The sequence below is a fragment of the Oceanicola sp. 22II-s10i genome, assembly GCF_002210105.1.
Lineage (GTDB): Bacteria > Pseudomonadota > Alphaproteobacteria > Rhodobacterales > Rhodobacteraceae > Pseudooceanicola.
The window spans coordinates 972061-996912 of record NZ_AQQU01000001.1; the positions used below are offsets into that span (position 1 = coordinate 972061).

The following is a 24852-nucleotide window of genomic DNA, read 5'->3' on the forward strand; positions in this document are numbered from 1 at the left end:
CGGGCAGCGGAGAGGCAGTGATGACGGCACCGAAACCGGTGGTTCTGTGCATTCTGGACGGATGGGGTCTGAGCGACCGGACCGAGGCGAACGCCCCGCACCTCGCCCATACCCCGACCTACGACCGCCTGATGGCGACCTGCCCGCATGCGCGTGTCATCACCCATGGCCCGGACGTGGGTCTGCCGACCGGACAGATGGGCAACTCCGAGGTCGGGCATACGAACATCGGCGCGGGCCGCGTGGTGGCGATGGACCTCGGCCAGATCGACCTGGCCATCGAGGACGGGTCGTTCTTCGAAAACGCCGCACTGAACGACTTCATCGACGTGCTGAAGGCCAGTGGCGGCACCGCGCACCTGATGGGGCTGGCGTCCGACGGCGGGGTGCACGGGCACACCAACCATATCCTCGCCGCCATCCGCGCCGTTGCAAGGGCCGGTGTGCCGGTGGTGCTGCACGCGATCACCGACGGGCGCGACGTGGCGCCGAAATCGGCCTACGGCTACCTCGGCGAGATCGAGGAAGGGCTGCCCGACGGCGCCAGCATCGGCACCCTGTCGGGCCGTTACTACGCGCTGGACCGCGACAACCGGTGGGAGCGGGTGGCGGAGTTCTACACGGCCATGATCAAGGGCGAAGGCCAGCGCAGCACCAATGCGCATGCGGCCATCACGCGAGGCTACGAGAACGGCGAGACGGACGAATTCATCACGCCGACCGTTCTGGGGGGCTACGCGGGCGTCAGGGACGGCGACGGCGTGTTCTGCCTGAACTTCCGCGCCGACCGGGCACGTGAGATCCTCGCGGCCATCGGTGCACCGGATTTCGACGGGTTCGACACCGGGCCCCGCCCGAAACTGGCGGCCCTGCTGGGCATGGTCGAGTATTCCAAGGGCCACAACGCCTACATGTCCACCTGCTATCCCAAGCAGGAGATCGTGAACACGCTGGGCCAGTGGGTCGCGCGGCAGGGGCGCAGCCAGTTCCGTCTGGCCGAGACCGAGAAATATCCGCATGTCACCTTCTTCCTGAACGGCGGCAAGGAGGTCGCGGAGGATGGCGAGGACCGGTTCATGCCGAAATCGCCCAAGGTCGCGACCTATGACCTGCAGCCCGAGATGTCGTCCGAAGAGGTCACCGACCGCTTCGTCGCGGCGATCGAGCACGGCTATGACCTGATCGTCACCAACTACGCAAACCCCGACATGGTAGGCCACACTGGCGACCTAAAGGCGGCCATTGCCGCATGCGAAGCGGTGGACCGTGGCCTGGCGCGCGTCGTCGCGGCGCTGGAACAGGCGGGCGGGGCGATGGTGCTGACCGCCGACCACGGCAATTGCGAGGTGATGGTGGATCCCGTGACCGGCGGGCCGCACACCGCGCATACGACGAACCTCGTGCCGGTTGTCCTGTTCGGCGGACCCGAGGGCGCCGTGCTGCACGATGGACGGCTGGCCGACCTCGCGCCGACGATCCTCGAACTGATGGAACTGCCCAAGCCGCCCGAGATGACGGGGGAAAGCCTGATCGGATGACCCTGCGCCGCGCCCTCTTCGCCGCGCTGCTTGCGCTGACGCCGCCCGCGCTCATGGCCGAGGCGCCCGATCCCGGCGCGCAGGCCCGTGCGGCGGCGAAGGCGCTGGAGGAGGCGTCGGCTCAACTGGCGACCGCCGAGGATGCCCGCGACCGCGTCAAGGCGCTGACGGCGACACTGCGCGCGTTCGAAACCGGGCTGGGCGCGATGCGCGAGGGGCTGCGCCGGGTGTCGCTGCGCGAGGCCGAGCTGCAGGCCGAGCTGGACGCACGCGAGGCGGAGATCGGGCAGTTGCTGGGGGTCTTGCAGACCATGACGCGCGACCCGCTGCCGGTGCGGATGCTGCATCCGTCGGGCCCGGTCGGCACCGCGCGGTCCGGCATGATCCTGTCGGATGTCGCCCCCGCCCTGGAAACCCGCGTGACCGAACTGCGCCGGATGCTGGAAGAGGCGCGCGACCTGCATGCGCTGCAGGATGCCGCCGCCGCCCGGCTGCGTGACGGGCTGGATGGCGTGCAGCAGGCGCGGGCCGCGCTCAGCCAGGCGGTGGCCGACCGCACCAGCCTGCCACGCCGGTTCACCGAGGATCCGGTCAAGACCGCGCTGCTGATCGCCTCGACCGAGACGCTGGAGGCCTTCGCATCCGGCCTGACCGACATCGCCGAGAACGAGGCGCCGGGATCGCTGCCCGACATCACCGAGCGAAGGGGCACGTTGCCGCTGCCGGTCGAGGGCACGATCTTGCGCCGCGCTGGCGACACCGACGCCGCCGGCGTGACCCGTCAGGGCATCGTCGTCGCGACCCGTCCGGGCGCGCTTGTGACGACACCGACGGCGGCCACGATCCGCTATCGGGGCCCGCTTCTCAGCTACGGAAACGTGATGATCCTTGAGCCGCAAGCGGGTACTCTTTTCGTGTTGGCCGGACTCGATGTGGTCTATGGTGCTGCCGGCGAGGTGCTTCCGGCCGGCAATCCGGTGGGCCTCATGGGGGGGCGGGACCCGAGTGCGGGTGCCATCCTTCAGCAGGCTGGTGCAGGCGGGGGGAGCGACCGCACGGAATCGCTCTATATCGAGGTCCGGCAGGACAACGTGCCGCAAGACCCCGAAACTTGGTTCAGAACGACGAAGGATGAGTAATTCATGAGACGCTTCTTGATCGCCGCAGCCGGCGGGATCGCCACCGGCGTTCTGGTCAGCACCCAGGTCGCCGCACCGCTGCTGGCGCAGGAAAGTTCCCGCCCGACCAGCGTGTACGAACAGCTCGACCTGTTCGGGGACATCTTCGAACGCATCCGCGCGCAATACGTGGAAGAGGTCGACGAGGGCAAACTGATCGAGGCTGCCATCGACGGCATGCTGTCCTCGCTCGACCCGCATTCCAGCTACCTGTCGCCCGAGGATGCCTCGGCCATGCGGGTCCAGACCCGTGGCGAGTTCGGCGGGCTGGGGATCGAGGTCACGCAGGAAGAGGGCTTCGTCAAAGTCGTGTCGCCGATGGACGGCACCCCGGCGGCCGAGGCCGGCGTCGAGGCGGGTGACTTCATCACCCATGTCGACGGCGAGAGCCTGCTGGGCCTGACGCTGGACGACGCGGTCGACCTGATGCGCGGCCCGGTCGGGTCCGAGATCGTGATCACCGTGGTGCGCGAGGGCACGGCGGAACCCTTCGACATCTCGATCATCCGCGACACGATCAAGCTGACCGCCGCCCGCGCCCGGACCGAGGGCAAGACCGTGGTCCTGCGGGTCACCACCTTCAACGACCAGACCTACATCAACCTCGAAGAGGGGCTGAAAAAGGAGATCGACGCGGCTGGCGGCATCGACAACATCAACGGCGTCGTGCTGGACCTGCGGAACAACCCCGGCGGTCTGCTGACGCAGGCGATCAAGGTCTCTGACGCCTTCCTCGACAAGGGCGAGATCGTGTCGACCCGTGGCCGTGCGCCCGAGGACGGCGAGCGCTACAACGCCACGCCGGGCGACCTGATCGGCGGCAAGCCGATGGTCGTGCTAATCAACGGCGGCTCGGCCTCGGCATCGGAAATCGTGTCGGGCGCGTTGCAGGATCACCGCCGCGCGATCGTGGTGGGCACCAAGTCCTTCGGCAAGGGCTCGGTCCAGACGGTCATGCCGCTGCGTGGCGACGGCGCGATGCGCCTGACCACGGCGCGCTACTACACGCCGTCGGGCCGGTCGATCCAGTCGCTGGGCATCTCGCCGGACATCGTCGTGGCACAGCCCCCGCGCAACCCCGAAGCCGAGGACGAGGAGGACGCCACCAGCGCCGCCCGCCGGTCCCGGTCCGAAGCGGACCTGCGCGGCGCCCTGTCCAACGACTCGCTGTCCGAGGACGAGATCCGGCAGATCGAGGAAGAGCGCGCCAAGGCCGAAGAGGCCGCCAAGCTGCGGGATGACGACTATCAGCTGGCCTATGCGATCGACATCCTCAAGGGCTACTCGGCGCTGGCGCCGAAGTAAGTGCTGGGATCGAGGAACGAAGGAAGGGGGCCGCAGGGCCCCCTTTTTTAATGTGTCATGCTCATACGAAATGGGGAGGTCCGAAGTGCAATGTCTGCTTCGAGGACAAACTAATACAGAGGGCGCCAGGCTGATTTTGCACGCGCAACGGCGCGCTCAGGTTGTCCAAGGCCCTAAGTCTTTGGGACGGTCGTTGGACGCGAAGCGCACGATGGTCACTTTGGCCCTTTGACGCCGGGCCACGTGAATGCCTTGTCGAGGGTCTGCGGCAATCCAATCGACGGTCAGGCAAACCGGCCCGTTCTGCCAGTGGCGGTGTCACTACCTAACTGTAGGACATGGGCGGCAGATCAGGCCGGTATGATCTCGGCCGTCCGGCATCCGGCCGGGCGGCCTAGGCGCGTCAGGCTGCGAGTGCGTTGTGCGGGATCTCGCGGGTAATCGGAGTTGCGACCATGCGGGTGCCGTTGACTGCGATGACATGGGCGACGCCGCGATAGCGCAACTCGATATTGCGGCGCGCAGTTACGGTCTGCGAGGACATGCCGTCATGCCGGACGCCACGATAGGTCATGGCCTTGGGGGTGCGGGCCACGAATTCTTTGAAGCCATCATGTTCCACGCCGCGGTAAATAAGCTTAGCCATCTGTATTCTCCTTGGTTTGGTGTTTGATTTCATTTGGCGTCTCGTGAACGCTGAGATGACTTTGCCTGTTTGCGCGTTTGCCCGCTGTGACCCGGGTCACAACCCACTGGTGAAACAGATCACACCTCTGGCCCTGCTCCTTGCGGCGCGGACTTTTCAGCAAAGGGCGGTCCGGAAACGGGCTGGCGATCCTAAAGCCGTCCAAAGCAAGGAGCAGGCTGGCCAAAGCTGCATACAGGCAACATAGTTACCCTAGGTTAACCTGCCGGGCTTCATCCCGACGGAGGGGGGATTCATGTCCATGGAAATGACAACCGAATCGTCTGTGCTGACAGAAGCGGTGCTGGTGCCGACGACGGCGCGGGCCTTGCTGACAGGCCCTGCCCCTGCGGAGCCGCGGGCGCTGGCCTGCGAGGGCGCGGTTCTTTTCTGCGACCTCTCAGGCTTTTCCCGCATGGGCGCCGAGACGGTTGCAAGGTCGGAGCGCGGTGCCGAACTGGTGCAGCAGTCCATCGACGCGGTCTTCAGCGTGGTGAGCGAGGTGATTTCGGGTCATGGGGGCGCGGTCCTCTATTACGCCGGGGATGCGGTGGCGGCGCACTGGCCGTCCGTCGGGGCGCCCCAGGCAGCGGTGCGCCGGGCGGTGGCTTGCGGCCTGACGGTGCAGAACCGGATTGCCGGAATCGCGACGACTGAAACGCCGCTCGAAATGCGGGCGGGCGTCAGTATTGGCCCGGCCTGGCTGGTGGATATCGATGATCCGACCGGTCGTCAGAGCCTCTTCTGCGGACCGGCGCTGCGGGCGGTGGAAGATCTGGCGCTGAGTCCGGAGGGTGTGCGCCTGACCGCTGCTGCCGCTGACCTGATCGGGGCAGAACTCATCGTCACCTCAATGCAGGCCGAGCCGATGCCCGGCGTTGCCCCCGCCCCCCTGGACGCCGGCCCCTGGCTGCGGGCGCATCAGCGCGCCGGGCTTGCGCTGGGCCCCGACTGGGCCGCGGAGTTCCGGCAGATCTCGGTGCTGTTCCTTCGCGTGCCGGGCTTTTCGTTCGACGGTGAGGCCGATCTGCCCGACGCGGCTGCGGCGCTGGGCCGGATCGTTTCTCAGGTCGAGGCGGAAGGCGGGACGCTGTTGCAGACCTGCTGCGACGACAAGGGGTTCGTCGCACTTGCGGCCTGGGGCCTGGCCACCAGCGCCTGGGAGGACGGCGCCGAGAGGGCCGTGCGCGCCGCACAGGCGCTGACCGGGCAAGGAATGATCGCCGCCGTGGCGTCCGGCAAGGTCTTTGTCGGGCTGATCGGGGCCGATCCCTACCTCCAGCACGTTGTCATCGGCGATTGCGTCAACCGGTCTGCCGCGATGTGCCTCGCCGGGGCCGCGCCGCTGACGCTCGATGCCGCGACGCGCGACCGCATCGCGCGACGGTTCGAGACGCGGGAGGTCTCGCGGCTACAGTTGAAAGGGCAGGAGGGGGCCGCCGCCGTGTTCGAGGTCACGCAGGAACGGCTGGGCGGGCTGACACATGCGGGCGAAATGATCGGGCGGCAGGCCGAAAAGGACCTGATGAGTGCCGCGATCGTCCGCCTGAAAGCGGGCGAGAAGGCCGATCTCTTCATCACCGGCGAGGCCGGGATGGGGAAATCGCGCCTCGCGGACTGGTTCTGCCAGCAAATGGACGTGGCCAATGTCCCCCATGCGAGCATCCAGGCCGACAGCATCCGGCGCGCGATCGGCTACGCGCCCGTGGTGCCGCTGGTTTCGGAGCTGATGGACCTTGGCCCGGACGATCTGCTGGCCGTCTGGCAAACCGCGCTGCTCGATACGCTGGGGGCGGAGGCGGAAGCACTCTTGCCGCTGCTCTCGCCCCTGTTGCCCGTCGACATTCCCGAGACGGACCGCTCCCGCGCGCTGGTCGGTGCAGGGCGCGCCGAACAGACGCGGGAGCTTGCAGTGTCGCTGATCGCTCGGCGTCTGCCGCACGACGGATCGGTGCTGGTGGTGGAGGACGCCCATTGGCTCGATTCCGCGACCTGGCAGCTGCTGGATGAACTTGGGCGGTCGGCCCCGGTCTCTGTCTGCCTTGTCACGCGCGCGCTGAAGCCGGACGACCTGCCGACGGAGGCACGCCGGTTCCTCGACCCCGAGCAGATCGAGGTGCTGCACCTTGCGCCGCTGACGCAGGATGACAGTGGTCTGCTTGCGGCCCAGGCACTGGGTGCCCGCGCATCCGCATCGCCCCTGGCGGAGCTCTTGCAGCAGACGGCCGCGGGGCATCCTCTTTTTACCGTTGCCCTGGTGCAAGCCCTGGCGGCACGCGGACTGGTCCCGGTCGAAGGGGGGTATGCCCATCTTCGGCTCGGCGAATCCGGTCTGGCCCATGTCGATATTCCGGCCGATGCGGCGGGGGCGGTGCTGGAACAGATCAGCCGCCTCGCTCCGGCAGAGCAACTGACGATCCGAACCGCCGCCGTGCTGGGCCGGACCTTCGATGCAGTGACCCTGGCCGCCATCCATCCCTCGGCCGATGCCCAGACGATTCACACTCATCTGGAGCAGATCGCCGCCACCGGGTTGATTGAAGGTGGTGCCGATGGCGACTGGCATTTCCACCATGCGATCATCGCGGATGCGGCCTATCACTCGCTGGTCAGCGCAAACGCCAGGGCATTGCATGCCAGGGCCGCCGCCGAGATCGCGCGCCGCGCCGGGGACAGCCCGGACCAGTCCGACCTCGCGCTGATGGCGCACCATGCGGAACGGGCCGAGGATCACGATGCCGCAATCGCCCACCTCGCGGCGGCCGCCGAGGGGGCCAAGCGCGCCTATGCGAACCTCGAAGTCGTGGATTTCCTGACACGTGCCCTGGCCATCGCCCCGCAGCGCGCCGCGGACGGTCTGGCGGCGGCACAATGGCGCTATGACATCGCCTATGCGCTGCGCGCCATCGGACAGTACCAGCGGGCAGAGGATTTCCTGAAGCGCTGCATCTCGGACCTCGACCGGCCGCCGCCGGAGACAGGCGGCCAGGCGACTCGGGGGTTGATCTCGGGCTATGCGGCCTTTCGGCTGAAACCCCACCGGGAGGAGATGCCGGCCGACGAGCGTGCCCCGATCATCCTTGCCGCCGACGCGACGATGATGCTGTCCGAACTGCATTACGAGCTGAACAAAATCCCCTTCGCCCTGTCAGAGATCCTGCGTGGCGCGAACCTCGCCCGGAAGGCCGGCGGAGACAGCGCGACACTCGCCAAGCTCTATATCGGGATGGCGCTGATTTCGACCGCGTTGCCCTGGGCGCTGGATGGCGACGCTCTGCAGAAACGCGCATTGGAAATCGTCGACCGTCTGGACGATCCGCCGACCGAGGGCTGGGTCTACATGGTTTCCGGCAATTACGAATCCGGCAAGGGCGGCTGGTCCGATGGAGAGCGGTATTTCCGCCATGCCATGGCCGTGTCCGAGGCCTGCGGAGAGCGGAAGACCTGGGAAACCTCGACCTCCACCCTCGCCAATCTGAAGCGGCTGGAGGGCTGGTTCGAGGAGGCAAGGGGCTGGTCCGACGTCACCCTGGCCGCCAGCCGGGACCGTGGTGTCGTGCATGGCATCATCTGGTCGCACAACGGACGGTCTCGGGACCTTCTGTGCCTGTCCCGATGGGACGAGATGTGGGAAGACGTCGCGGCGATGCAGAGGCTCTTCGACGATCCGGCCAACGCGGTCGACGCCAACGACAACAACCGTCTGGTGTTCAACTACACCGCGGCCACCCTCGCGCTGGCCGACGGGGACGACGCGGGTGCGCGGGCGTCGCTGGTCGCGGCGCTGGACATCGTCGCACGGACGAAACGGCCGCAGGTCTACATGACGCAGAACGCGCCGATCTATTGCGATCTGCTCTGGGCCCTGCATGAGCGCGGGATGCCGCTGGAGGATCTGCAGGGCCATTTGGCGACCGTCACGAAATCCGCGAAACGGATCGGGCGGCAATACCGGGCCGGCGTGCCGATGGCGGCCCTGGCCGAGGGCGACAGCCTCTGGTGGCAGGGCAAGGCCGAGAAGGCGCAGAAGGCCTGGCAGGCTTCTGTCGCGGCGGCAGAGGACCGGGCGATGAGCTATGCGGCGGCCAATGCGCTCGACCGGCTCGACCGGACCGGGATCGCCGGTGCCGGGGCCGAGCGGGACCGCCACCTGGCGCGGCTAGGTATCCCGTTGCCAAAGCTCTGGCGGCTCTCGGCCTGACCCGTCCTCAGGCGGTCGCCCTGCGGCGCCAGGTGATGAACGGGATGACCAGGGCCCAGGCGGTGACCGAGTAGATCGCCGTCGGCAGGGTCAGCGGCGGCAGGCCGGTCGTGACCCCGGCAATGATGCCCCCGACCGCGATGCCCAGCGTCCCGTTCTGGATGCCGGACTCGATGGCCACGGTCGTGACCTCCTTCGGGCCGAGCCCCGCCGCGCGCGAGCTGAGCACACCGATCGCCAGCAACACCGCCGTCATCACCACCAAAGCCGGGCCGAGCGTGCCGATATTGGCCAGGAAAAGCCCCCAGTTCGCGGCCAGGGCCAACAGGATCAGCACGGCGAACAGGACCGTCGTGATCCGGTGCATCCACGGCGTGATCCGGACCGTCGCCGCGGGGGCCAGCCGTGTCAGGAGCATCCCCAGCCCCACCGGCACCGCCGTCAACAGGAACATGGTCACGCCAAGCGCCGTGACGTCGACCTCGGGCGCCTCGGACCCCATGAAGTGGCGGACCGAAAGCGCCGTCAGAACCGGCAGCGTCACGATGGACACGAGGCTGATCACCGCCGTGAGCGAGACGGAAAGGGGCACCGATCCGCCCGCCATGCGCGTCGCGACATTGGACATCACGCCGCCGGGGCAGAGCGCAAGGATCATGGTGCCGGCCGCAAGCTCCGGCGGGAGCCCGAAGAGCGTCGCGACGAGGAATCCGACCACAGGCAGGAGGATGACCTGATTGACGGCGCCAAGGCCGAACGCCCGAGGCGCCTTGGCAACCCGCGCGAAGTCATCCCCGGTCAACCCGAGACCAAGCGAGAACATGATGACGGTCAGAACCGCCGGAAGGACGAGATCGACAAGCAAGGGCAGGCTCCTTTTGAAATCACGTTAGGTCAACGGCTCACGTCTTGTCACCGGGATCCGGCAGCCGACCGGATTTCACCCAGTCTGCTCCGTCTTGTCTGCAAACTCTGTGAACAGGGTCACATCGCGGCGCGCCGAAAGATGTCACTCCGCGCGGGAAGAGTGGAGGACATCATGACACCGGAAATCTGGATCACCCTTGCTGCGGCCAATTTCGCCGCCTACCTGGCCCCCGGACAGAACGTGGCTCTTGTCGGGGCGGCGACGGCGCGGGGCGGGTTGTTCGGTGGGCTTGTCGCCACGGGCGGCATCCTCGTGGCGGAACTCATCTGGGCCGCGATCGCCCTGGCCCTGACCCTGACGGCCCGCGAAGTGGCAGATGGCGTGCTTCTGGGCGTGCAACTCGGCGGCGGTGCTTTCCTGGTCTGGTCCGGGGCGCGGATGCTGCGGGCTCCGGCGGTCACGGTGGCAAACCGGGTGCCCAGCGTGAACGGGGCCCTGCGGCTGGCGGCGCTTGGCACCTGGGGCGGGCTGGCCAATCCCCTGGCGCTGATCTTCTTCGTCTCGATCTTTCCCGGCCTGATCGGCTCGATCGCAGATGAACCTCCGGCGCAACTCCTCGTGTTCTGCGGCAGCGCGGTGGTCCTGTCCTCGTTCGCGGCGCTGACACCCTACCTTGCGGCGTCGCAGGTGCTGGTCAAGGCCGGGGGGCAGAAGCTCTTGAAAGGGCTTTCCGGCGGGGCACTGCTCTGCGTCGGCCTGGCCGCCATCGCACTGGGTGCGGCTTGGTGAAGGCTCTGCCTTCGAGGACGGACAGGCAGGACGCCAAAGGCCCTAGCGGCCTTTGGCAAGGCCCGTGGCACTCTGGGCGCGCGCGGCAAGCGCGCCCAGGTCGGGAATGGCGATCAGGCCCTCGGTCTGCTGTATCAGCCCGTCGTGGGTCAGCGCCTTGAGCCGCTTGTTCACGGCCTCCCGCGTGACGCCCAGCATTTGCGCGAGGTCGGTCTGGGAGAACTGGCGCTGGAACTGCGCACGGCCGCCCGAGACGGTGGCATGGGACAGCGCGAGGTCATGCAGCTTCTGCGCCAGCCGCCCGTCCAGTCCGAGGAAGGCAAAGGCGCCCATCGTTTCCGTGTTCCGGCGCAGCAATTCGCAGAGCAACTGGATCAAGTGGCGCGCCAACTTGGTGTCCTGCGCCAGCGCCGCATCCAGCGCGCCCGAGGGGGTGACGAGGCATTCGCTATCCTCCAGCGCTGTCGCATTGGCCGTGCGTGGCAAGCCGTCCAGCATGGCGATCTCGCCAAAGGTCTCCCCCGGTTCGACCAGCGCAAGGGTCAGTTCCCGCCCCTCCTGGTCGGCGATCCAGATCCGCACAAGGCCCGAGAGCATGACGCGCAGCCCGTCGGCCTCGTCCCCTTCCTGGAATATTGTGGTCCCCTTGGCGGACCGTACCATGCGGCTGGCCTGGGCGAGAGCCGAAAGGCCCTGCCTGTCCGCTTCGGAAAAGAGGTAACAGCTCTGTATCGCCTCGATTTTCTGATCCGGCATTCAGGTCCTCACAGGATTCCGACGGCTTGCGTTCACGTGGCACTGCTTGCTGTAGCACAAACACATTCAGTTCTTGCGACTTATCTGAATGAAAATGTCTCTCGCCGTTCGTGGTTGGCTCAGAAACTGCCGAGTGGGTCGCCGCCAGCCGACGGGCACCGGACATCTCCATGCCGCCATATTCGAGCGGCACGTGCAGAAGGTCGCGTCGCTGACCCCGGGCTTGCCGCACAGTTCCCTCGCGCCCAGCCCGGCCTGATGCGCCTTCGGGATGGCAGTGATCTGCCGTTCGCTGAAACGGAATCTCTTGGTTGTCTGTCTCCTCGTCTGGAGAACAGGCTAACTTCAAAACGCGGATTTTTCAGGGGAGCAGGTCCAAGACCGTGGCTTTGCTACAGCGGCGAACGGCAGCTTCGACCGCACACTCGACCTCCAATTAAGACGGCTCATCAATGTGTTTTCGGGAAATGGTCTCAGGATACAACGTCAAACGTCAGGCACCCCGCCAGTTCCTGCTTCAACGCTCCGACAGAACCCGCCCTCGAAACCTCTTGCTACCGTCCGGCCGCACGCTGTCCTAGCTCTTGCAGCCGCGAATGGCGGTCCGGTGAGCCCTGCCGACGGGGTTCATCTGCGCCTGCAGCTTGTTCGGGCGCAGGCCCATGTCATCGGCGACGGGGGCAAGTGCGGCATCCCATGCGGCCTCGAGCGGTTCGCCCGCTTCGCGGCGGGCGGTGAAATCCGCGCCAATCCTGTCGTAGGCGGCGAAATCCTCTTCCGTCACCTCATCCTGCAGGGCCTCGGTCGCGCAGGTGCAGACCTCGGGGTCGTCGCGCAGGGCGCACATCGCGGTGACGCCGTCCCCCGGCGCGGGGTCTTCGCTGGTGGCGGCATGGGCGGCGACACCGAGCGTTGCAATCAGCGCGGCGGCGGGTGTGAAATGGGTTGGATTGGGCAATGCGTGTCTCCGTCTGACGGGGCGCCCGACAATCCGGGCGCACGGGATGGCATCGTCGGCAACATGGCCGGATGCGTCAATGCAGCAGGAGAATCCAGCTTGGACTGGCCGAAAGCCGCCCAGAGCCTGTGACCGTCGGTGGCGGGTCGGATCAGTCCGTTGTGTAGGTCGGGTGGAACAGGTTGCCCGGCGACAGGGTAAAGATCTCGGCCCCGTCGGCACGGACGCCGACCGAGTGTTCGAACTGCGCGGACAGCGATTTGTCGCGGGTCACGGCGGTCCAGTCGTCGGCGAGGATCTTGGTCTCGGGGCGGCCGAGGTTCACCATCGGCTCGATCGTGAAGAACATGCCTTCCTCGATCCGCGGCCCGGTGCCGGGGCGGCCGTAATGCAGCACGTTCGGCGGCGCGTGGAACACCCGACCCAGACCGTGGCCGCAGAAGTCGCGGACCACCGACATGCGGTGCGCCTCGACATAGCTCTGGATGGCGTGGCCGATGTCACCGAAGGTGTTTCCGGGCTTCACCGCCTCGATCCCCTTCATCAGGGAATCGTGGGTGACCTGCACCAGACGCTCGGCCTTGCGGTTCATCTTGCCCGCGACATACATCCGGCTGGTGTCGCCGTACCAGCCATCCACGATGACCGTCACGTCGATGTTCAGGATGTCCCCGTCCTTGAGCAGCTTGGTCCCCGGAATGCCGTGACAGACGACATGGTTCACCGAGATGCAGGACGCGTGCTTGTAGCCCTTGTAACCGATGGTGGCCGAGGTGGCGCCCGCTTCGTTGACCATCTCCTCGATCCGGGCGTCGATCGCCTCGGTCGTCTGGCCGGGGAAGACGAGGGGCGCGATGCCGTCGAGGATCTCGGCAGCCAGCCGTCCGGCCTTGTGCATGCCGTCGAAGTCCGCATCCTCGTAGATGCGGATTCCATCCTTGGTCATCCTGCCGCGGTTCTCTTTGTCCACCCGAAGTGCCTTTCATGGGTCTTTAGCGGGGTTCTGCCGGGAAAATAGCCGGTAGAGCCGGGATTTTCCAGAGCGCGCGCGGAATTGTAACCCTCCGCGGAGCGATTTAAGGTCGCAACACCGTCCCGTTTCGCATTTTGGGAGCATTTGATGAAGGTATTTTATGTATTCGCCGCCCTGCTCATGGCGGCCTCCGCGGTCTCTGCCGACTGCGCGCAGGAGATCGACGCGCTGTTCGATGGACCGATGAGCAGCTTTGCCCGTCCGCCGCATACGCAGGTCATGACCGCCTTTGCCGCCGATGGATCAGAGGAGGCGGTGGTCGATCAGTGGGTCGAAACGCCGTTGCGCTACGCCTCGCAGACGCGGGGCCAGGCGGTGGTCATGCTGATCGACGAGACCAAGATGTGGTCCGGGCCGACGCTTGACGGCCCGTGGACTCCGATGGGGACGCCGCTGCCGAACGGGCGGCGCGAATGGCAGGAAAAACAGGACGCCGATCGCCGCGCCAACGTGACCGAGCCGGAGTGTCTGGGCGCACAGGATCTGAACGGGACTGCCGTGACGGTCTACCGGTTCCACACCAAGACGAACCCGGACGAATTCGGCGCGTGGTTCGGCGGGCGGCAGACGATCTTTGTCGAAGAGGCGACCGGGCATCTCCTGCGGACCGAGTTGCGGGACAGCACCGCGCACTACCAGCCGACGCCGGATGGCAAGACGGTGGTGATCGACATGACCTACGATCCGGACCTCAAGCTGGTCGTTCCCGACAACTGACCGGTCAGCTGCAACGGCTGCGCGACCTCGACCGCATCCGGCGTGATGGCGCAGCCGATGGCCATGACCTCGACTCCCGCCGCCAGCGTGGGGGCGATCGCCGCGGCATAGGCCGGGTCGATGTCGGCGGCCACGTCGACCGCGTCGCAGTCGGTGCGCTGGACGAGGAACAGCAGCACGGCCCGGTGCCCGGCGCGGGCGACCTCGGCCAGTTCGTTCAGGTGTTTCAGCCCGCGCGCGGTGACGCTGTCGGGAAACTCCGCCAGACCGGGGCGGCGGGACAGCGTGACCGACTTCACCTCGACATAGGCGTCGGGCCGTCCGTCCCCGCGCAAGAGGAAGTCGATGCGGCTGCCGGTGCCGTAATTCTGCTCGGGCCGCACCTCGGCATAGCCGTCGAGGCCGGGCAGGGCGCCGGCCATCAGCACGTCGCGCAGCGCCCGGTTCGGAACCGAGGTGTCGACGCCGGTGAAATGGCCGTTCTCGTGTTCCACCAGACGCCAGCCATACCTCAGCTTCTTCCGGGGATCGTCGTTCGGCTCCACCCAAATCCGCGTGCCCGGATCGGCCAGCCCCATCATCGAACCGGGGTTGGCACAATGGGCCACCGCCTCGGTCCCGTCGTCCAGCCGGATATCGGCGAGGAAGCGTTTGTAGCGGCGGATCAGCCGCGCGGGGAGAAGGGGGGTTTGAAACCGCATGAGGCCGGGCCTATACCCTTCGTCAGGCGCACTCAAGGAGGTCCCGGATGCCCAACCCTACCGCTGCGATGCTGGTGATCGGCGACGAGATTCTCTCGGGCCGGACCCGCGACGCCAACATGCATTTCCTCGCGCAGGAACTGGTGAAGCACGGCGTCGACCTCAAGGAGGTGCGCATCGTCAGTGACGATCGCGAGGCCATCGTGACCACGGTCAAGGCTTTGTCCGAAACCTATGACGAGGTCTTCACCTCGGGCGGGATCGGGCCGACACACGACGACATCACCGCCGACTGTATCGCCGAAGCGTTCGGCTGCCACATCGACGTGCGCGACGATGCCGCCGCGCTGCTGCGCGCCCACTGGGAACGGCGCGGGGTGGAGATCACGAACGCCCGGATGCGTATGGCGCGGATCCCGGACGGGGCCACGCTGATCGACAACCCGGTTTCCATCGCGCCCGGGTTCACGGTCGGCAACGTGCATATCATGGCCGGCGTTCCAGCGGTGTTCCAGGCGATGGTCGCGACGATCCTGCCCCGGATCACCGGCGGGCAGCCGCTGCTCAGCCAGTCGCTGAGGATCGAACGGGGCGAGGGCGAGATCGCGGAGCCGCTCGGGGCGCTGGCAAAGGAATACGCGGACCTGTCATTTGGGTCCTACCCCTATTCCCAGAACGGCGTGTTCGGGGCAAATGTCGTGGTCCGTGGCGTCGATGGCGCACGGATCGACGAAGCCATGACCAAACTTGCAGAGATGTTCCCCGCATGACCGACCTCAATCGCCTCTTCGCCACGCTCGAAGCCACATGGCCCGCCGCGCACAAGTTTTCCGTGGGTCCCTTCACGATCCGCGACGGCAAGGGCGGCGGCAAGCGCGTGTCGGCGGCGACGGCGGAAGACGCGGTCACCGAGGCCGAGATCGACGCGGCGGAGCAGGCTATGCTGGACCTCGGCCAGACGCGGCTGTTCATGATCCGCCCCGGCGATGCCGCGCTGGACGAGATGCTGGCGGCGCGGGGTTATGTCGTCGTGGATCCGACCCGGCTCTATGCCGCGCCCGTCGATACGGTGGCGGATCAGACAAAGACCGGCAAGGACGTCAAGACGATCCACGGCTGGGGCCCGCTGGCCTTCATGGTCGAGCTGTGGCGCGACGGCGGGATCGGGCCCGAGCGGCTGGCGGTGATGGACCGCGCGATCGAGCCGCATACCGGGTTCCTCGGCCGCATGGGCAATGAGGTCGGCGGCACCGCCTTCGCGGCGGTCTACGAGGACATCGCGATGCTGCACGCGCTGGAGGTCCGCAAGGGATCGCGCCGCAGCGGCATGGGGCGCGGTGCGACGATCGACGCGGCCATGTGGGCGCGCGATCATGGGGCGACGACATTCGCGCTGGCCTGCACCGAGGCGAATACGGCGGCGAATGCGCTATACTCCTCACTCGGGATGAAGGTGATCGGCGGCTACCACTACCGCCAGAAGCTCTGAAGGAGGTCGCGCATGGCCCGCAAGGACAACGGCGTCACCGCGCTCGACCTGCCGATGGTCGATCCGCTGCCGCCGCAGACGCAGAAGTATTTCGACATCTGCCAGGACAAGCTGGGCCTCGTGCCGAACGTTCTCAAGGCGCATGCCTTCGACATCGACAAGCTGAACGCCTTCACCGCGCTCTACAACGACCTGATGCTGAACGACAGCGGCCTGACCAAGCTGGAGCGCGAGATGATCGCGGTCACGGTGTCGTCGATCAATCGCTGCTTCTATTGCCTGACAGCACATGGCGCGGCGGTGCGGGAACTGTCGGGCGATCCGATACTGGGCGAGCATCTGGTGATGAACTGGCGCACCGCGCCGGTGACGCCGGAACAGCGCGCGATGCTGGAATTCGCCTCCAAGATGACCGTGGAAAGCCACGCGATCACCGAGGCCGACCGGCAGGCGCTGCGCGACCACGGGTTCTCTGACCGCGACATCTGGGACATCGCCAATGTCGCGGCCTTCTTCAACATGTCGAACCGCGTGGCCTCGGCCGTCGACATGCGTCCGAACGACGAATACCACGGGCTGGGCCGCTGAGGTGACGGGGCGGAGATCATCCGCTCTGACCGTCGGCGTTCTGATGCTCGGACTGTCGGCGGGGCCGGGTCTGGCATTCGATCTGGCGCTGCCCACCTCGGCGCGGGTGACGGCCGAATCCATCAGCGATCACGACAGCTATTCCCTGCCGGTCGGCGTCTTTTCCGGCGGCAGGTTGCCGGTGTTGGAAGTCGAGGGCCGTGTCACCCGCCGCGCGTGGCAGGTGCCGACGCAGGGGATGACGACCCTGCAGTTCATGGCGCCGTTCCGCGAGCAGGTGACGAAGGCGGGCTACGACATCATCCTCGAATGCGCCGACCGGGCCTGCGGCGGCTTCGATTTCCGCTATGCGACCGAGCTGTTCCAGGCCCCCGCGATGATCGTCGACCTGTTCGACTACCGGGTTCTGACCGCCTCGCGCGGGACAGGCGACCGGGCGAGCCACCTGCTGATCCTCGTCAGCAATGCCGCGACCTCCGGCTATATCCAAGCGGTCGTGATCGAGCCCGAAGGCGCCCAGACCGGCACGGGCACCCCGCCGCCGTCCGATGTCGCGGAGCCTCTGCCCGAGGTGCCCGAGGATGCGGAAGGTGTCAGCGCCCGGCTGGAACGGGACGGCCACGTCGCGCTGGCCGATCTGGAATTCGCCACCGGCTCGTCGGACCTGACCGAAGGCAGCTATACCTCTCTGGCCGCGCTGGCGCTCTACCTCAAATCCTCGCCCGGCCTCAGGATCGCGCTGGTCGGGCACACGGACACGCAGGGATCGCTCGAAGCCAACATCGCCCTGTCCCGCCGCCGGGCGCAGTCGGTCGCGGAGCGGCTGGTCGACCGCCATGGCGTCCCGCGCGGGCAGCTGGATGCCGAGGGCATGGGCTATCTCGCCCCGATCGCCAGCAACCTCAGCGCCGCCGGGCGCGAGGCGAACCGGCGGGTCGAGGCGGTGCTGCTGAACACGGAAATCCCGAACCGGGAATAATCGCCGTGTCTCAGGACATCTCGGCCTGCGCCAGCGGCCCCGGCTCCTCGCGGATCGGCAGGTGGATCAGCGCCGCCAGCAGGCCGAGCGCGATGGCCGCCCACCACATCGGCGTGTAGTCCTGATTGAGGTCATAGATCCGCCCGCCCATCCATGCCCCGATGAAGCTGCCCGTCTGGTGGCTGAGGAACACCAGTCCGGCCAGCGTCGACAGGAACTTCAGCCCCTGCGTCTGCGCGACCAGCCCCATCGTCAGCGGCACGGTCGACAGCCACAGCAGCCCCATGACGGCCGAGAACACCAGCACCGTCGCCTCGGACACCGGGAGCGAGATGAAGATCGCGATGACGACCGCGCGTGTGAAGTAGATGCCGCTGAGCACCTTCTTCTTCGACAGCACCTGCCCGGACCACCCAGACAGGAACGACCCGGCGATGTTGAACAGCCCGATCAGCGCCAGCGACCACGCGCCCACCCACCGGGCGAGGCCGATATCGACCACGTAGGCGGGCAGGTGGGTCTGGATGAAGGCGACGTGGAACCCGCAGACGAAGAAGCCGAAGAACAGGCACAGGTAACTGCGGTCACGGAACGCGGCGGTGATCGCGGTCCCGAACGCGCCCGCGCCCGACCCGGTGGCGGTCGGGACCGAGACGCGCGAGATGAAGATGAGGAACGGCAGGATCAGGGCGAAGCTGAAGCCGATGGCGATCAGCGCGGTTTGCCAGCCGAAGCCGCCGATCATCAGGCTGGCCGAGGGGGCCGATACGAACATCCCCAGCGACGCGGCAGCGGTGCCGAGCCCCAGGATAAAGCTGCGCCGCTCGGCCGTGACGATCTTGCCGAGCGCGCCGATGACGATGGGAAACGACGCCGCCCCGGTGCCCGCGCCGACCAGCAGGCCTGTCATGACGAACAGGACAGGATCGGTGGTCATGCCGCGCAGGACGAACCCGAGCCCGGCGCAGATGGCGCCGAATGCCAGCACGCGGGCGGTGCCATACCGGTCCGCGATGGCCCCCGCGACCGGTTGCGCGAACCCCCATGTCAGCGCCTGCACGGCGACCGACAGTGAAAACGTCTCGCGCCCCCAGCCCAGTTCGGCGGACATCGGCGCAAGGAAGACGCCGAAGGTGGCCGCGAAGCCGAAGCCGAGGAAGGCGACCATGCACCCGGCAAAGATCGCCACGTTCACGTCAGACGGCTTTGCGGTCCGGGTCGCCATGGCTCTGCGCTCACTGATCGGAATTGGTCCGACCGAGCGTGCCACGGGTCGCCCGGCCGATCAATCCGAGTCGACCACGGCCTTGGGGGCGCGACATGAAAAGGGCGGCCCGAAGGCCGCCCCACATCAATCCTTGGATCGGATCAGACCGACATGCAGATGTATTTCATCTCGAGGTAGTCCTCGATCCCGTGATGGCTGCCCTCGCGCCCGAGGCCCGACTGCTTGACGCCGCCGAACGGTGCCACCTCGGTCGAGATGATGCCGGTGTTCACGCCGACGATCCCGTACTCCAGCGCCTCGGCGACCTTGTACACGCGGCTCAGGTCCTTGGCGTAGAAGTAGGACGCCAGCCCGAAGATCGTGTCGTTGGCCATGGCGATCACGTCATCTACGGTGTCGAACTTGAACAGCGGGGCCAGCGGGCCGAAGGTCTCGTCCTGCGCGACCTGCATGTCCTGCGTGACGCCGGTCACGATGGTCGGCGGGCAGAAGTTGCTGTTCATGTCGCCCAGATCGCCGCCGTAGAATACCAGTGCCCCTTTCGAGGTCGCATCCTCCAGATGCTCCTTCACCTTCTCCTTGGCGTCGGCGTTGATCAGCGGGCCGAGCTGCGTGCCGTCTTCCAGCCCGTCGCCGACCTTCATCTTGCTCAGCGCCTCCTTCAGCTTTTCGGCGAAGGCGTCATAGACACCGGCCTGCACGTAGATCCGGTTGGCGCAGACGCAGGTCTGGCCGTTGTTGCGGAACTTGCACATGATCGCGCCCTCGACGGCCGCGTCGATGTCGGCGTCGTCGAACACGATGAACGGCGCGTTGCCACCCAGCTCCATCGAGCACTTCATGACCTGATCGGCCGCCTGCCGCAGCAGGATACGCCCGACCTCGGTCGAGCCGGTGAAGGTCAGCTTGCGTACCTTGGGGTTCTCGCAGAACTCCTTGCCCGCATCCGAGCTCTTAGACGAGGTCACGATCGAGAAGACCCCCTTGGGGATCCCCGCGCGTTCCGCGAGCACGCCCATGACGAGCGCCGACAGCGGCGTCTCCTTGGCGGGCCGCCCGACGAAGGCGCAGCCTGCGGCCAGCGCAGGCCCGGCCTTGCGGGTGATCATCGCGTTCGGGAAATTCCACGGCGTGATGGATGCCGCGACGCCGATCGGCTGCTTCAGCACCATGATCCGCTTGTCGCGCTGGTGGCCGGGGATCGTCTCGCCGTAGACCCGCTTGGCCTCCTCGGCGAAGAACTCAATGAAGGACGCGCCATAGGCGATCTCGCCCTTGGCCTCGGCCAGCGGCTTGCCCTGCTCGGCGGTCAGGATGGTGCCCAGGTCGTCCTGGTTCTCCATCATCAGGTCGAACCACTTGCGCAGGACGGCGGCGCGTTCCTTGCCGGTCCAGCTGGCCCAGTCCTTCTGCGCCTCGTAGGCCTTGTCGATGGCCGTGGCGATCTGCGCCCGGCTCAGGTCGGCGACACGGGCGATGACATCGCCGCGCGCGGGGTTGGTGACGTCGAACGTGCCTTCGTCGCCCTGAACCCATTCGCCGGCCAGATAGGCGGCCTCGACGAGGAGGGAGGGATCCTTCAGAAGGGATTTCAGATCGGTTGTGCTGTCCAGCATGGCGGCTCTTCCTGCATTGGTGCTTGCCTAGGCTGATCACTTAGGCCCCGAATTGTCCAGCGCCAGCACGGATCGGCCATGTCCGGGCGCGACGGGCTCGATCTGCCAGAGGCAACCGCTTACAGATCGGAACGCATGCTGCGCCTCCGCCGGATCCCGGTCTCGATCAGAACCGGCGCGGACGAATGCCCTGTCTTCGGAAACGGGAAAAGAGCCCCAACCTCAAACTGGCAGGCCAGCCGGTAGCCCGCCGAATATCGTTATCCTTCAGAATAATAGAAGCCCTGACCGATCCCGGAAACGAAACTGTCCGCACCCTTGCCCCGTCCCCTGCTTCTTCTGGTCAAAAATACTTTGGGGGGGCTGCCGCAGGCAGCGGGGGGCAGACAGCCCCCCTCCTACCACGGCGGCAAGCGCCACCCTCACCCGAAAAGCGCAGACCACGCCGGGAAGATATCCCCGGCCTCCGACCGTGCCGCATAGACCCCCCGCGCCACCGCCCGCGCCATGCAGGTCGCCGCCGCATGCCCAAGGATCAGCGTATCGGCGGAGGGCGTGTCCATCCGCTTTTCCCCCGTGGCGACGGCGAATATCAGGTCCCCGTCGTGTGGTGTGTGGCTCGGGACCAGCGCGCGGGCGAACCCGTCATGCGCGGCGACCGCCAGCCGGGTGCATTGCGCCTGCGTCAGAACGGCATCCGTCGCGACGATCCCGATGGTCGTGTTGCGCCTGGCGTTGGCCTTCGTCACCGGCCAGTGCGGGTCGGGCCAGGACGTTGCCGCCCCCAGCCCGCCGAACTCATCCCCGATCTCGAAGGGTGCGGCCCAGAAATGCGGCCCGCCATCCACTGCCGCCGTCCCGAGCGCGTTGACCGCGACCAGCGCCGCGACCGTATGGCCCGAGGGCAGCACGATCGACGCCGACCCCAGACCGCCCTTCAGCCCGGCGGTGTTGGCCCCGGTCCCGGCCCCTTCGGTGCCGAGCGCGAATTCCGGCCCCGCCACGTCGTAGGCCCGCCGCCCGAGCGCGGCATAGGGGTTCTCCACCCAGTCCTTCGCGCCCCCGTTGCCGAGGTCGAACAGGATCGCCCCCGGCACGATCGGCACCCGGTGCGGCCCGGCGGCATAGCCGCGCCCCGCCGCCCGCAGCCGGTCCATCACGCCCGACGCCGCATCGAGCCCGAAGGCCGAGCCGCCCGACAGCACCAGCGCATCCACCGCCTCCACCGTCTTGTCCGGTGCGAGCAGGTCGGTTTCGCGCGTGCCGGGCGCACCGCCCATCACGTGGACACCGGCGGTGAAAGGCCGGTCGGCGGTCAGCACCGTGACGCCGGTCCGGATCCGGTCTTCGCGGGCATTGCCGACCTTCAGGCCGGTGACGTCGGTGATCAGGTTGCGGGGACCCGGACGCAGTCGTTCAGCCATGTCAGATCCTCGGTTTCGCGGCGGCCGTCGCGGGATCGCCGGTGTTCGGCTCCCCCTTGGGTTCGATCAGCAGCACCTTCGCCTCCGTCTTCGCGCGCGGCCGGTGTGTCATGCCCGCGGGCACCACGCAGAGGTCCCCGGCCCGCAGGGTGACGCTGTCGCCGTCCTCGCCGTCGATCACGACCTCGCCTTCGAGGATCAGAAAGAAGTCGTCGGTTGTCTCGTGATGATGAAACGGGAACTCGCCCGCGAACTTCACGACCATGACGTCGTTGCCGTTGTAATCCGCCACGACATGCGGATCCCAGTGGCTGTAGAACAGTCCGAGCTTGTCGGACAGGGTCACCTTGGTCAGCTTCGCCATCTGCGCCTCCTGCATTCCGGGCGCACGCTAGTCAGGCGGGCGGGCGAAGGAAACCCCCGCGCGTCACAGGCGGATGACGTAGTCCTTGCGGGTGGTCTCGAGGACTTCCCACGTGCCCTGGAAGCCCGGCGGGATTACGAAACTGTCCCCCGCCGTGACCGTGAAGCTGGCCCCGCCATCCTCGGTGATGACGGACCGGCCCCAGAGGATGCGGCAGTATTCCCATTCGTCGTAGGCGATCCGCCACTTGCCCGGCGTCGCCTCCCACAGGCCGCAGTAGAGCCCGTCGCGCTCCTCGAGGTTCCACGTGGTGAAGACCGGATCGCCCGAGATCACCTTTTCGGGCGCAGGGCGATCGGTTTCCGGCGGAACGGAGGGCGTGACGGGGATCAGCGGCATGTCAGTTGCCGAACCGGCCGAGTTCGCGGAAATCCATCGTGCCGAGCAGCTCCAGCATCATCGGCACGTCGCCGCCCTCGGCCTTTACGAGGATGCGGTTGTCGATCAGGCCCTGCACGGTGTCGTCCTGCACCATGAACTTCTCGCGTCCGACACGTTCCACCTTGGCGCCATAGGCCGCCGCATTGGTGATCATCGCGCCCATGGCGCCGACCATCGGGTTGTCGGCCAGGATCGTGATCTTGAAACCCTCGCCCGGCCCGGAATAATCCGCCTCGGCCCCGACGCCGCCACCCATCATCCCGAGCGCCGCGTTCATCTCGGTGTTGACCTCGCGGGTCCAGCCTTCGGGTGCGGCGGGCAGGAATGCGCCAAGCGCGTCGGTCTTGATCGCCAGCATCAGCTGCTTGGCGAAGTCCAGTTCTTCCAGCGCATACTGCAGGTCGCCGTCGTTATAGGCGTCCAGCGCGCTTTGCAGCGTGTCCGTCACCTCGTCTGCCGCGGCTGCGGTGCCAAGGATCGCGGCAAGGCCGGCGGCAAGGAAAAATCGTTTCATGTCAAACTCCGTTCTGAAATCCGGTTCGTGCCGCCCAAGCTGTGCATCGGTGGTCAAACGCCCGCAAGTCGGGATAACCTGACCCCGATTTCCGGTGACGCGCCAGTGAAAATCGCGTTAATTGTGCCCATATCGAACAAGCCCATTTCTCAGACGGAGGCCCAGATGGCCGATTTCGACGCTCAGGTCCGCGAAAGCCAGGAACAGGTCGCCAAGGCGCAGGCCAAGATCGCGGAGGTCACCAGCCGCATCGAAAGCGCGCGGCAGAAGATGAAGACCGGTGACGACGCCATGGTCGACATCGAGAACGCGACGCTGGACGAGGTCCACGCCCATGCCGACGTGATGAACGCGAACATCGCGGAACTGATCATGGGTCTGGACGACGTGACCGCCGCCTTCTCGCGCGACTTCGACGAGATGCGGTCCAAGACCGGCTGGGAAAGCTTCGTCGGCATCTTCTCCAAGGCCAAGGCGGACTCGATGCGCGGCGAGCGTATCCGGACCGCCTCGATCGACGACAAGCTGCAGGACCTGATCGGCAAGTCCGACGTCATCACCAAGCTGCTGCAAAGCCAGCTCGACGTGCTGGACAGCCAGAAGACGCGGGTCGAGACGAACCTGACCGAGACGCTGGACGAGCGCGAGGTGACGGTCGGCGAACTGGAAACCGTCCGGGCCGAGATCCTCGCGATGGACCCGAAGATCATCGAGCTCGAGAACAAGATCGCCGTCGAACAGGACGCCGCCGCCCGCACCAAGCTGGAGACGGAACTGGCGGACCTGAACAAGCAGTACAACGCGCTGGTGCAGGACGAGCAGGTCAAGCTCGCCAAGTCGCAGACGCTGGAACGCTACATCGAGAAGGGCAAGTCGTGGGTCGACAGCCTCCAGAACCAGGCGGCGACGCAGATGGTGCTGATCAACAAGCTGCAGACGGACACCAAGCAGCGGGTCGTGCTCTATGACGCGCTGACCAAGTCGCTGAAGACCGCGCAGCAGCAGGACGTGGCGCACAAGATCAACGAGATCGGGACCGAGACGGACAAGCAGGCGCAGCAGGCGATGGCCCAGATCGGCGCCGCGACCAATGCCCGGATGGCCGACATGCTCGAGGCGCACGAGGGTCACATGGTCTTCGCCCGCAAGGTGCTCGAGGAAAAGGCCAAGGCCGACGAACGCTTTGCCCGGCGGTTCCAGCAGATCGTCGAGAAGCACGACAAGAACCTGTACGGCGGCTGACGGGTGCGGCAGTGGCGGCGCCTTCTCCATTTCATCGCGGCCGTGTTGGGGGCGACCGGGTTTCTCTGGTTTCTCGGCATGGTGTTCTGGCCGCAGGTCTTTCCGTTCTACCCGATCGGTCCCGGTCTGATGGGCATCGCGATCTTTGTGGTCGGGCTGGCGCGGCCGGGCGATGCGCTCGAGGACGATACCTACCTTTTCGTCGATCACTCCGATTGCGATCACGATGATTGAAACG

At 66.8% G+C, this 24852-nt stretch carries 24 protein-coding genes and 1 pseudogene; 12 read left to right on the forward strand and 13 right to left on the reverse strand.

Annotated features, from left to right (window positions below; genetic code table 11):
* The first annotated feature begins 20 nt into the window (after positions 1-20).
* From gpmI to ATO6_RS04835, 3 genes are read left to right on the forward strand one after another with little or no spacing between them, the layout of a single operon-like run.
* Positions 21-1538: a 2,3-bisphosphoglycerate-independent phosphoglycerate mutase gene (gpmI, locus tag ATO6_RS04825; protein ID WP_088622770.1), complete on the forward strand. Its 1518-nt coding sequence runs from the start codon at positions 21-23 to the stop codon at positions 1536-1538.
* Positions 1535-2677 (forward strand): murein hydrolase activator EnvC, encoded by a 1143-nt coding sequence (locus ATO6_RS04830; RefSeq protein WP_088622771.1) that lies wholly within the window; start codon positions 1535-1537, stop codon positions 2675-2677. Before gpmI ends, ATO6_RS04830 begins: the two co-directional genes overlap by 4 nt.
* Before the next feature lie 3 nt (positions 2678-2680).
* Entirely contained in the window at positions 2681-4021 is a 1341-nt protein-coding gene (locus ATO6_RS04835) for a S41 family peptidase (protein ID WP_088622772.1), read from the forward strand.
* Positions 4022-4424: 403 nt separating this feature from the next.
* Here ATO6_RS04835 and ATO6_RS04840 read toward each other — a convergent pair whose 3' ends face one another.
* Positions 4425-4667 (reverse strand): DUF4278 domain-containing protein, encoded by a 243-nt coding sequence (locus tag ATO6_RS04840; RefSeq protein ID WP_176440827.1) that lies wholly within the window; start codon positions 4665-4667, stop codon positions 4425-4427.
* A 301-nt stretch (positions 4668-4968) separates the two neighbouring features.
* On the opposite strand from ATO6_RS04840, the gene ATO6_RS04845 reads away from it, so the two are divergent.
* Entirely contained in the window at positions 4969-8907 is a 3939-nt protein-coding gene (locus ATO6_RS04845) for an AAA family ATPase (RefSeq protein ID WP_176440828.1), read from the forward strand.
* A gap of 7 nt (positions 8908-8914) precedes the next feature.
* Here the strand turns inward: ATO6_RS04845 and ATO6_RS04850 are convergent, their stop codons facing one another.
* Positions 8915-9772, reverse strand: coding sequence for a bile acid:sodium symporter family protein (locus tag ATO6_RS04850; protein ID WP_254919067.1), 858 nt, complete (start codon positions 9770-9772; stop codon positions 8915-8917).
* A 174-nt stretch (positions 9773-9946) separates the two neighbouring features.
* On the opposite strand from ATO6_RS04850, the gene ATO6_RS04855 reads away from it, so the two are divergent.
* A complete protein-coding gene (locus ATO6_RS04855; RefSeq protein ID WP_176440829.1) occupies positions 9947-10564 on the forward strand; it encodes a LysE family translocator in 618 nt (205 codons plus the stop codon).
* Between the two features lie 42 nt (positions 10565-10606).
* Here the strand turns inward: ATO6_RS04855 and ATO6_RS04860 are convergent, their stop codons facing one another.
* From ATO6_RS04860 to map, 4 genes and pseudogenes are all read right to left on the reverse strand, one after another.
* Positions 10607-11320: a Crp/Fnr family transcriptional regulator gene (locus ATO6_RS04860; RefSeq protein WP_088622777.1), complete on the reverse strand. Its 714-nt coding sequence runs from the start codon at positions 11318-11320 to the stop codon at positions 10607-10609.
* Positions 11321-11465: 145 nt separating this feature from the next.
* Positions 11466-11602 (reverse strand): annotated as a pseudogene (locus ATO6_RS24770) (IS3 family transposase); the annotation flags it as partial.
* A gap of 295 nt (positions 11603-11897) precedes the next feature.
* Positions 11898-12278, reverse strand: coding sequence for a hypothetical protein (locus ATO6_RS04865; RefSeq protein ID WP_088622778.1), 381 nt, complete (start codon positions 12276-12278; stop codon positions 11898-11900).
* A gap of 151 nt (positions 12279-12429) precedes the next feature.
* Entirely contained in the window at positions 12430-13224 is a 795-nt protein-coding gene (map, locus tag ATO6_RS04870; protein ID WP_088623414.1) for a type I methionyl aminopeptidase, read from the reverse strand.
* Positions 13225-13398: 174 nt separating this feature from the next.
* On the opposite strand from map, the gene ATO6_RS04875 reads away from it, so the two are divergent.
* Positions 13399-14028: a hypothetical protein gene (locus tag ATO6_RS04875; protein ID WP_141101938.1), complete on the forward strand. Its 630-nt coding sequence runs from the start codon at positions 13399-13401 to the stop codon at positions 14026-14028.
* Here ATO6_RS04875 and sfsA read toward each other — a convergent pair.
* Positions 13989-14729, reverse strand: a complete 741-nt coding sequence (sfsA, locus tag ATO6_RS04880) for a DNA/RNA nuclease SfsA (protein WP_088622780.1) — start codon at positions 14727-14729, stop codon at positions 13989-13991. The genes ATO6_RS04875 and sfsA overlap by 40 nt on opposite strands.
* A 47-nt stretch (positions 14730-14776) precedes the next feature.
* Between sfsA and ATO6_RS04885 the strand changes: the two genes are divergently transcribed.
* The 4 genes from ATO6_RS04885 to ATO6_RS04900 are packed head-to-tail and all read left to right on the forward strand — an operon-like array spanning position 14777 to position 17785.
* Complete coding sequence (locus ATO6_RS04885) at positions 14777-15499, forward strand: molybdopterin-binding protein (RefSeq protein WP_088622781.1); 723 nt, start codon at positions 14777-14779, stop codon at positions 15497-15499.
* Positions 15496-16218 (forward strand): N-acetyltransferase, encoded by a 723-nt coding sequence (locus ATO6_RS04890; RefSeq protein WP_088622782.1) that lies wholly within the window; start codon positions 15496-15498, stop codon positions 16216-16218. The genes ATO6_RS04885 and ATO6_RS04890 overlap by 4 nt, the downstream gene beginning before the upstream one ends.
* 12 nt (positions 16219-16230) lie before the next feature.
* Positions 16231-16806, forward strand: a complete 576-nt coding sequence (locus ATO6_RS04895; RefSeq protein ID WP_088622783.1) for a peroxidase-related enzyme — start codon at positions 16231-16233, stop codon at positions 16804-16806.
* Between the two features lie 43 nt (positions 16807-16849).
* Positions 16850-17785, forward strand: coding sequence for an OmpA family protein (locus tag ATO6_RS04900; RefSeq protein WP_088622784.1), 936 nt, complete (start codon positions 16850-16852; stop codon positions 17783-17785).
* Between the two features lie 10 nt (positions 17786-17795).
* Here the strand turns inward: ATO6_RS04900 and ATO6_RS04905 are convergent, their stop codons facing one another.
* From ATO6_RS04905 to ATO6_RS04930, 6 genes are all read right to left on the reverse strand, one after another.
* Positions 17796-19010, reverse strand: coding sequence for an MFS transporter (locus tag ATO6_RS04905; protein WP_088622785.1), 1215 nt, complete (start codon positions 19008-19010; stop codon positions 17796-17798).
* A gap of 143 nt (positions 19011-19153) precedes the next feature.
* Positions 19154-20629 carry an NAD-dependent succinate-semialdehyde dehydrogenase gene (locus tag ATO6_RS04910; protein ID WP_088622786.1) on the reverse strand — a complete coding sequence of 492 codons (1476 nt, stop codon included), beginning with the start codon at positions 20627-20629 and terminating at the stop codon, positions 19154-19156.
* 422 nt (positions 20630-21051) lie between these two features.
* On the reverse strand, positions 21052-22053 hold the full coding sequence (locus tag ATO6_RS04915) for a P1 family peptidase (RefSeq protein WP_088622787.1): 1002 nt from the start codon (positions 22051-22053) through the stop codon (positions 21052-21054).
* Between the two features lies 1 nt (position 22054).
* Positions 22055-22408: a cupin domain-containing protein gene (locus ATO6_RS04920; RefSeq protein WP_088623415.1), complete on the reverse strand. Its 354-nt coding sequence runs from the start codon at positions 22406-22408 to the stop codon at positions 22055-22057.
* 72 nt (positions 22409-22480) lie between these two features.
* The gene (locus ATO6_RS04925; RefSeq protein WP_088622788.1) at positions 22481-22816 is read right to left on the reverse strand and encodes a cupin domain-containing protein; all 336 of its coding nucleotides are present in this window, start codon (positions 22814-22816) and stop codon (positions 22481-22483) included.
* Position 22817: 1 nt separating this feature from the next.
* Positions 22818-23372: a hypothetical protein gene (locus ATO6_RS04930; protein WP_088622789.1), complete on the reverse strand. Its 555-nt coding sequence runs from the start codon at positions 23370-23372 to the stop codon at positions 22818-22820.
* 165 nt (positions 23373-23537) lie between these two features.
* Here ATO6_RS04930 and ATO6_RS04935 point away from each other — a divergent pair, with 165 nt between their 5' ends.
* Both ATO6_RS04935 and ATO6_RS24985 read left to right on the forward strand, forming a co-directional pair.
* Positions 23538-24614, forward strand: coding sequence for a hypothetical protein (locus tag ATO6_RS04935; protein ID WP_088622790.1), 1077 nt, complete (start codon positions 23538-23540; stop codon positions 24612-24614).
* A 78-nt stretch (positions 24615-24692) separates the two neighbouring features.
* Positions 24693-24848, forward strand: coding sequence for a hypothetical protein (locus tag ATO6_RS24985; protein WP_217898967.1), 156 nt, complete (start codon positions 24693-24695; stop codon positions 24846-24848).
* Positions 24849-24852 lie beyond the last annotated feature (4 nt).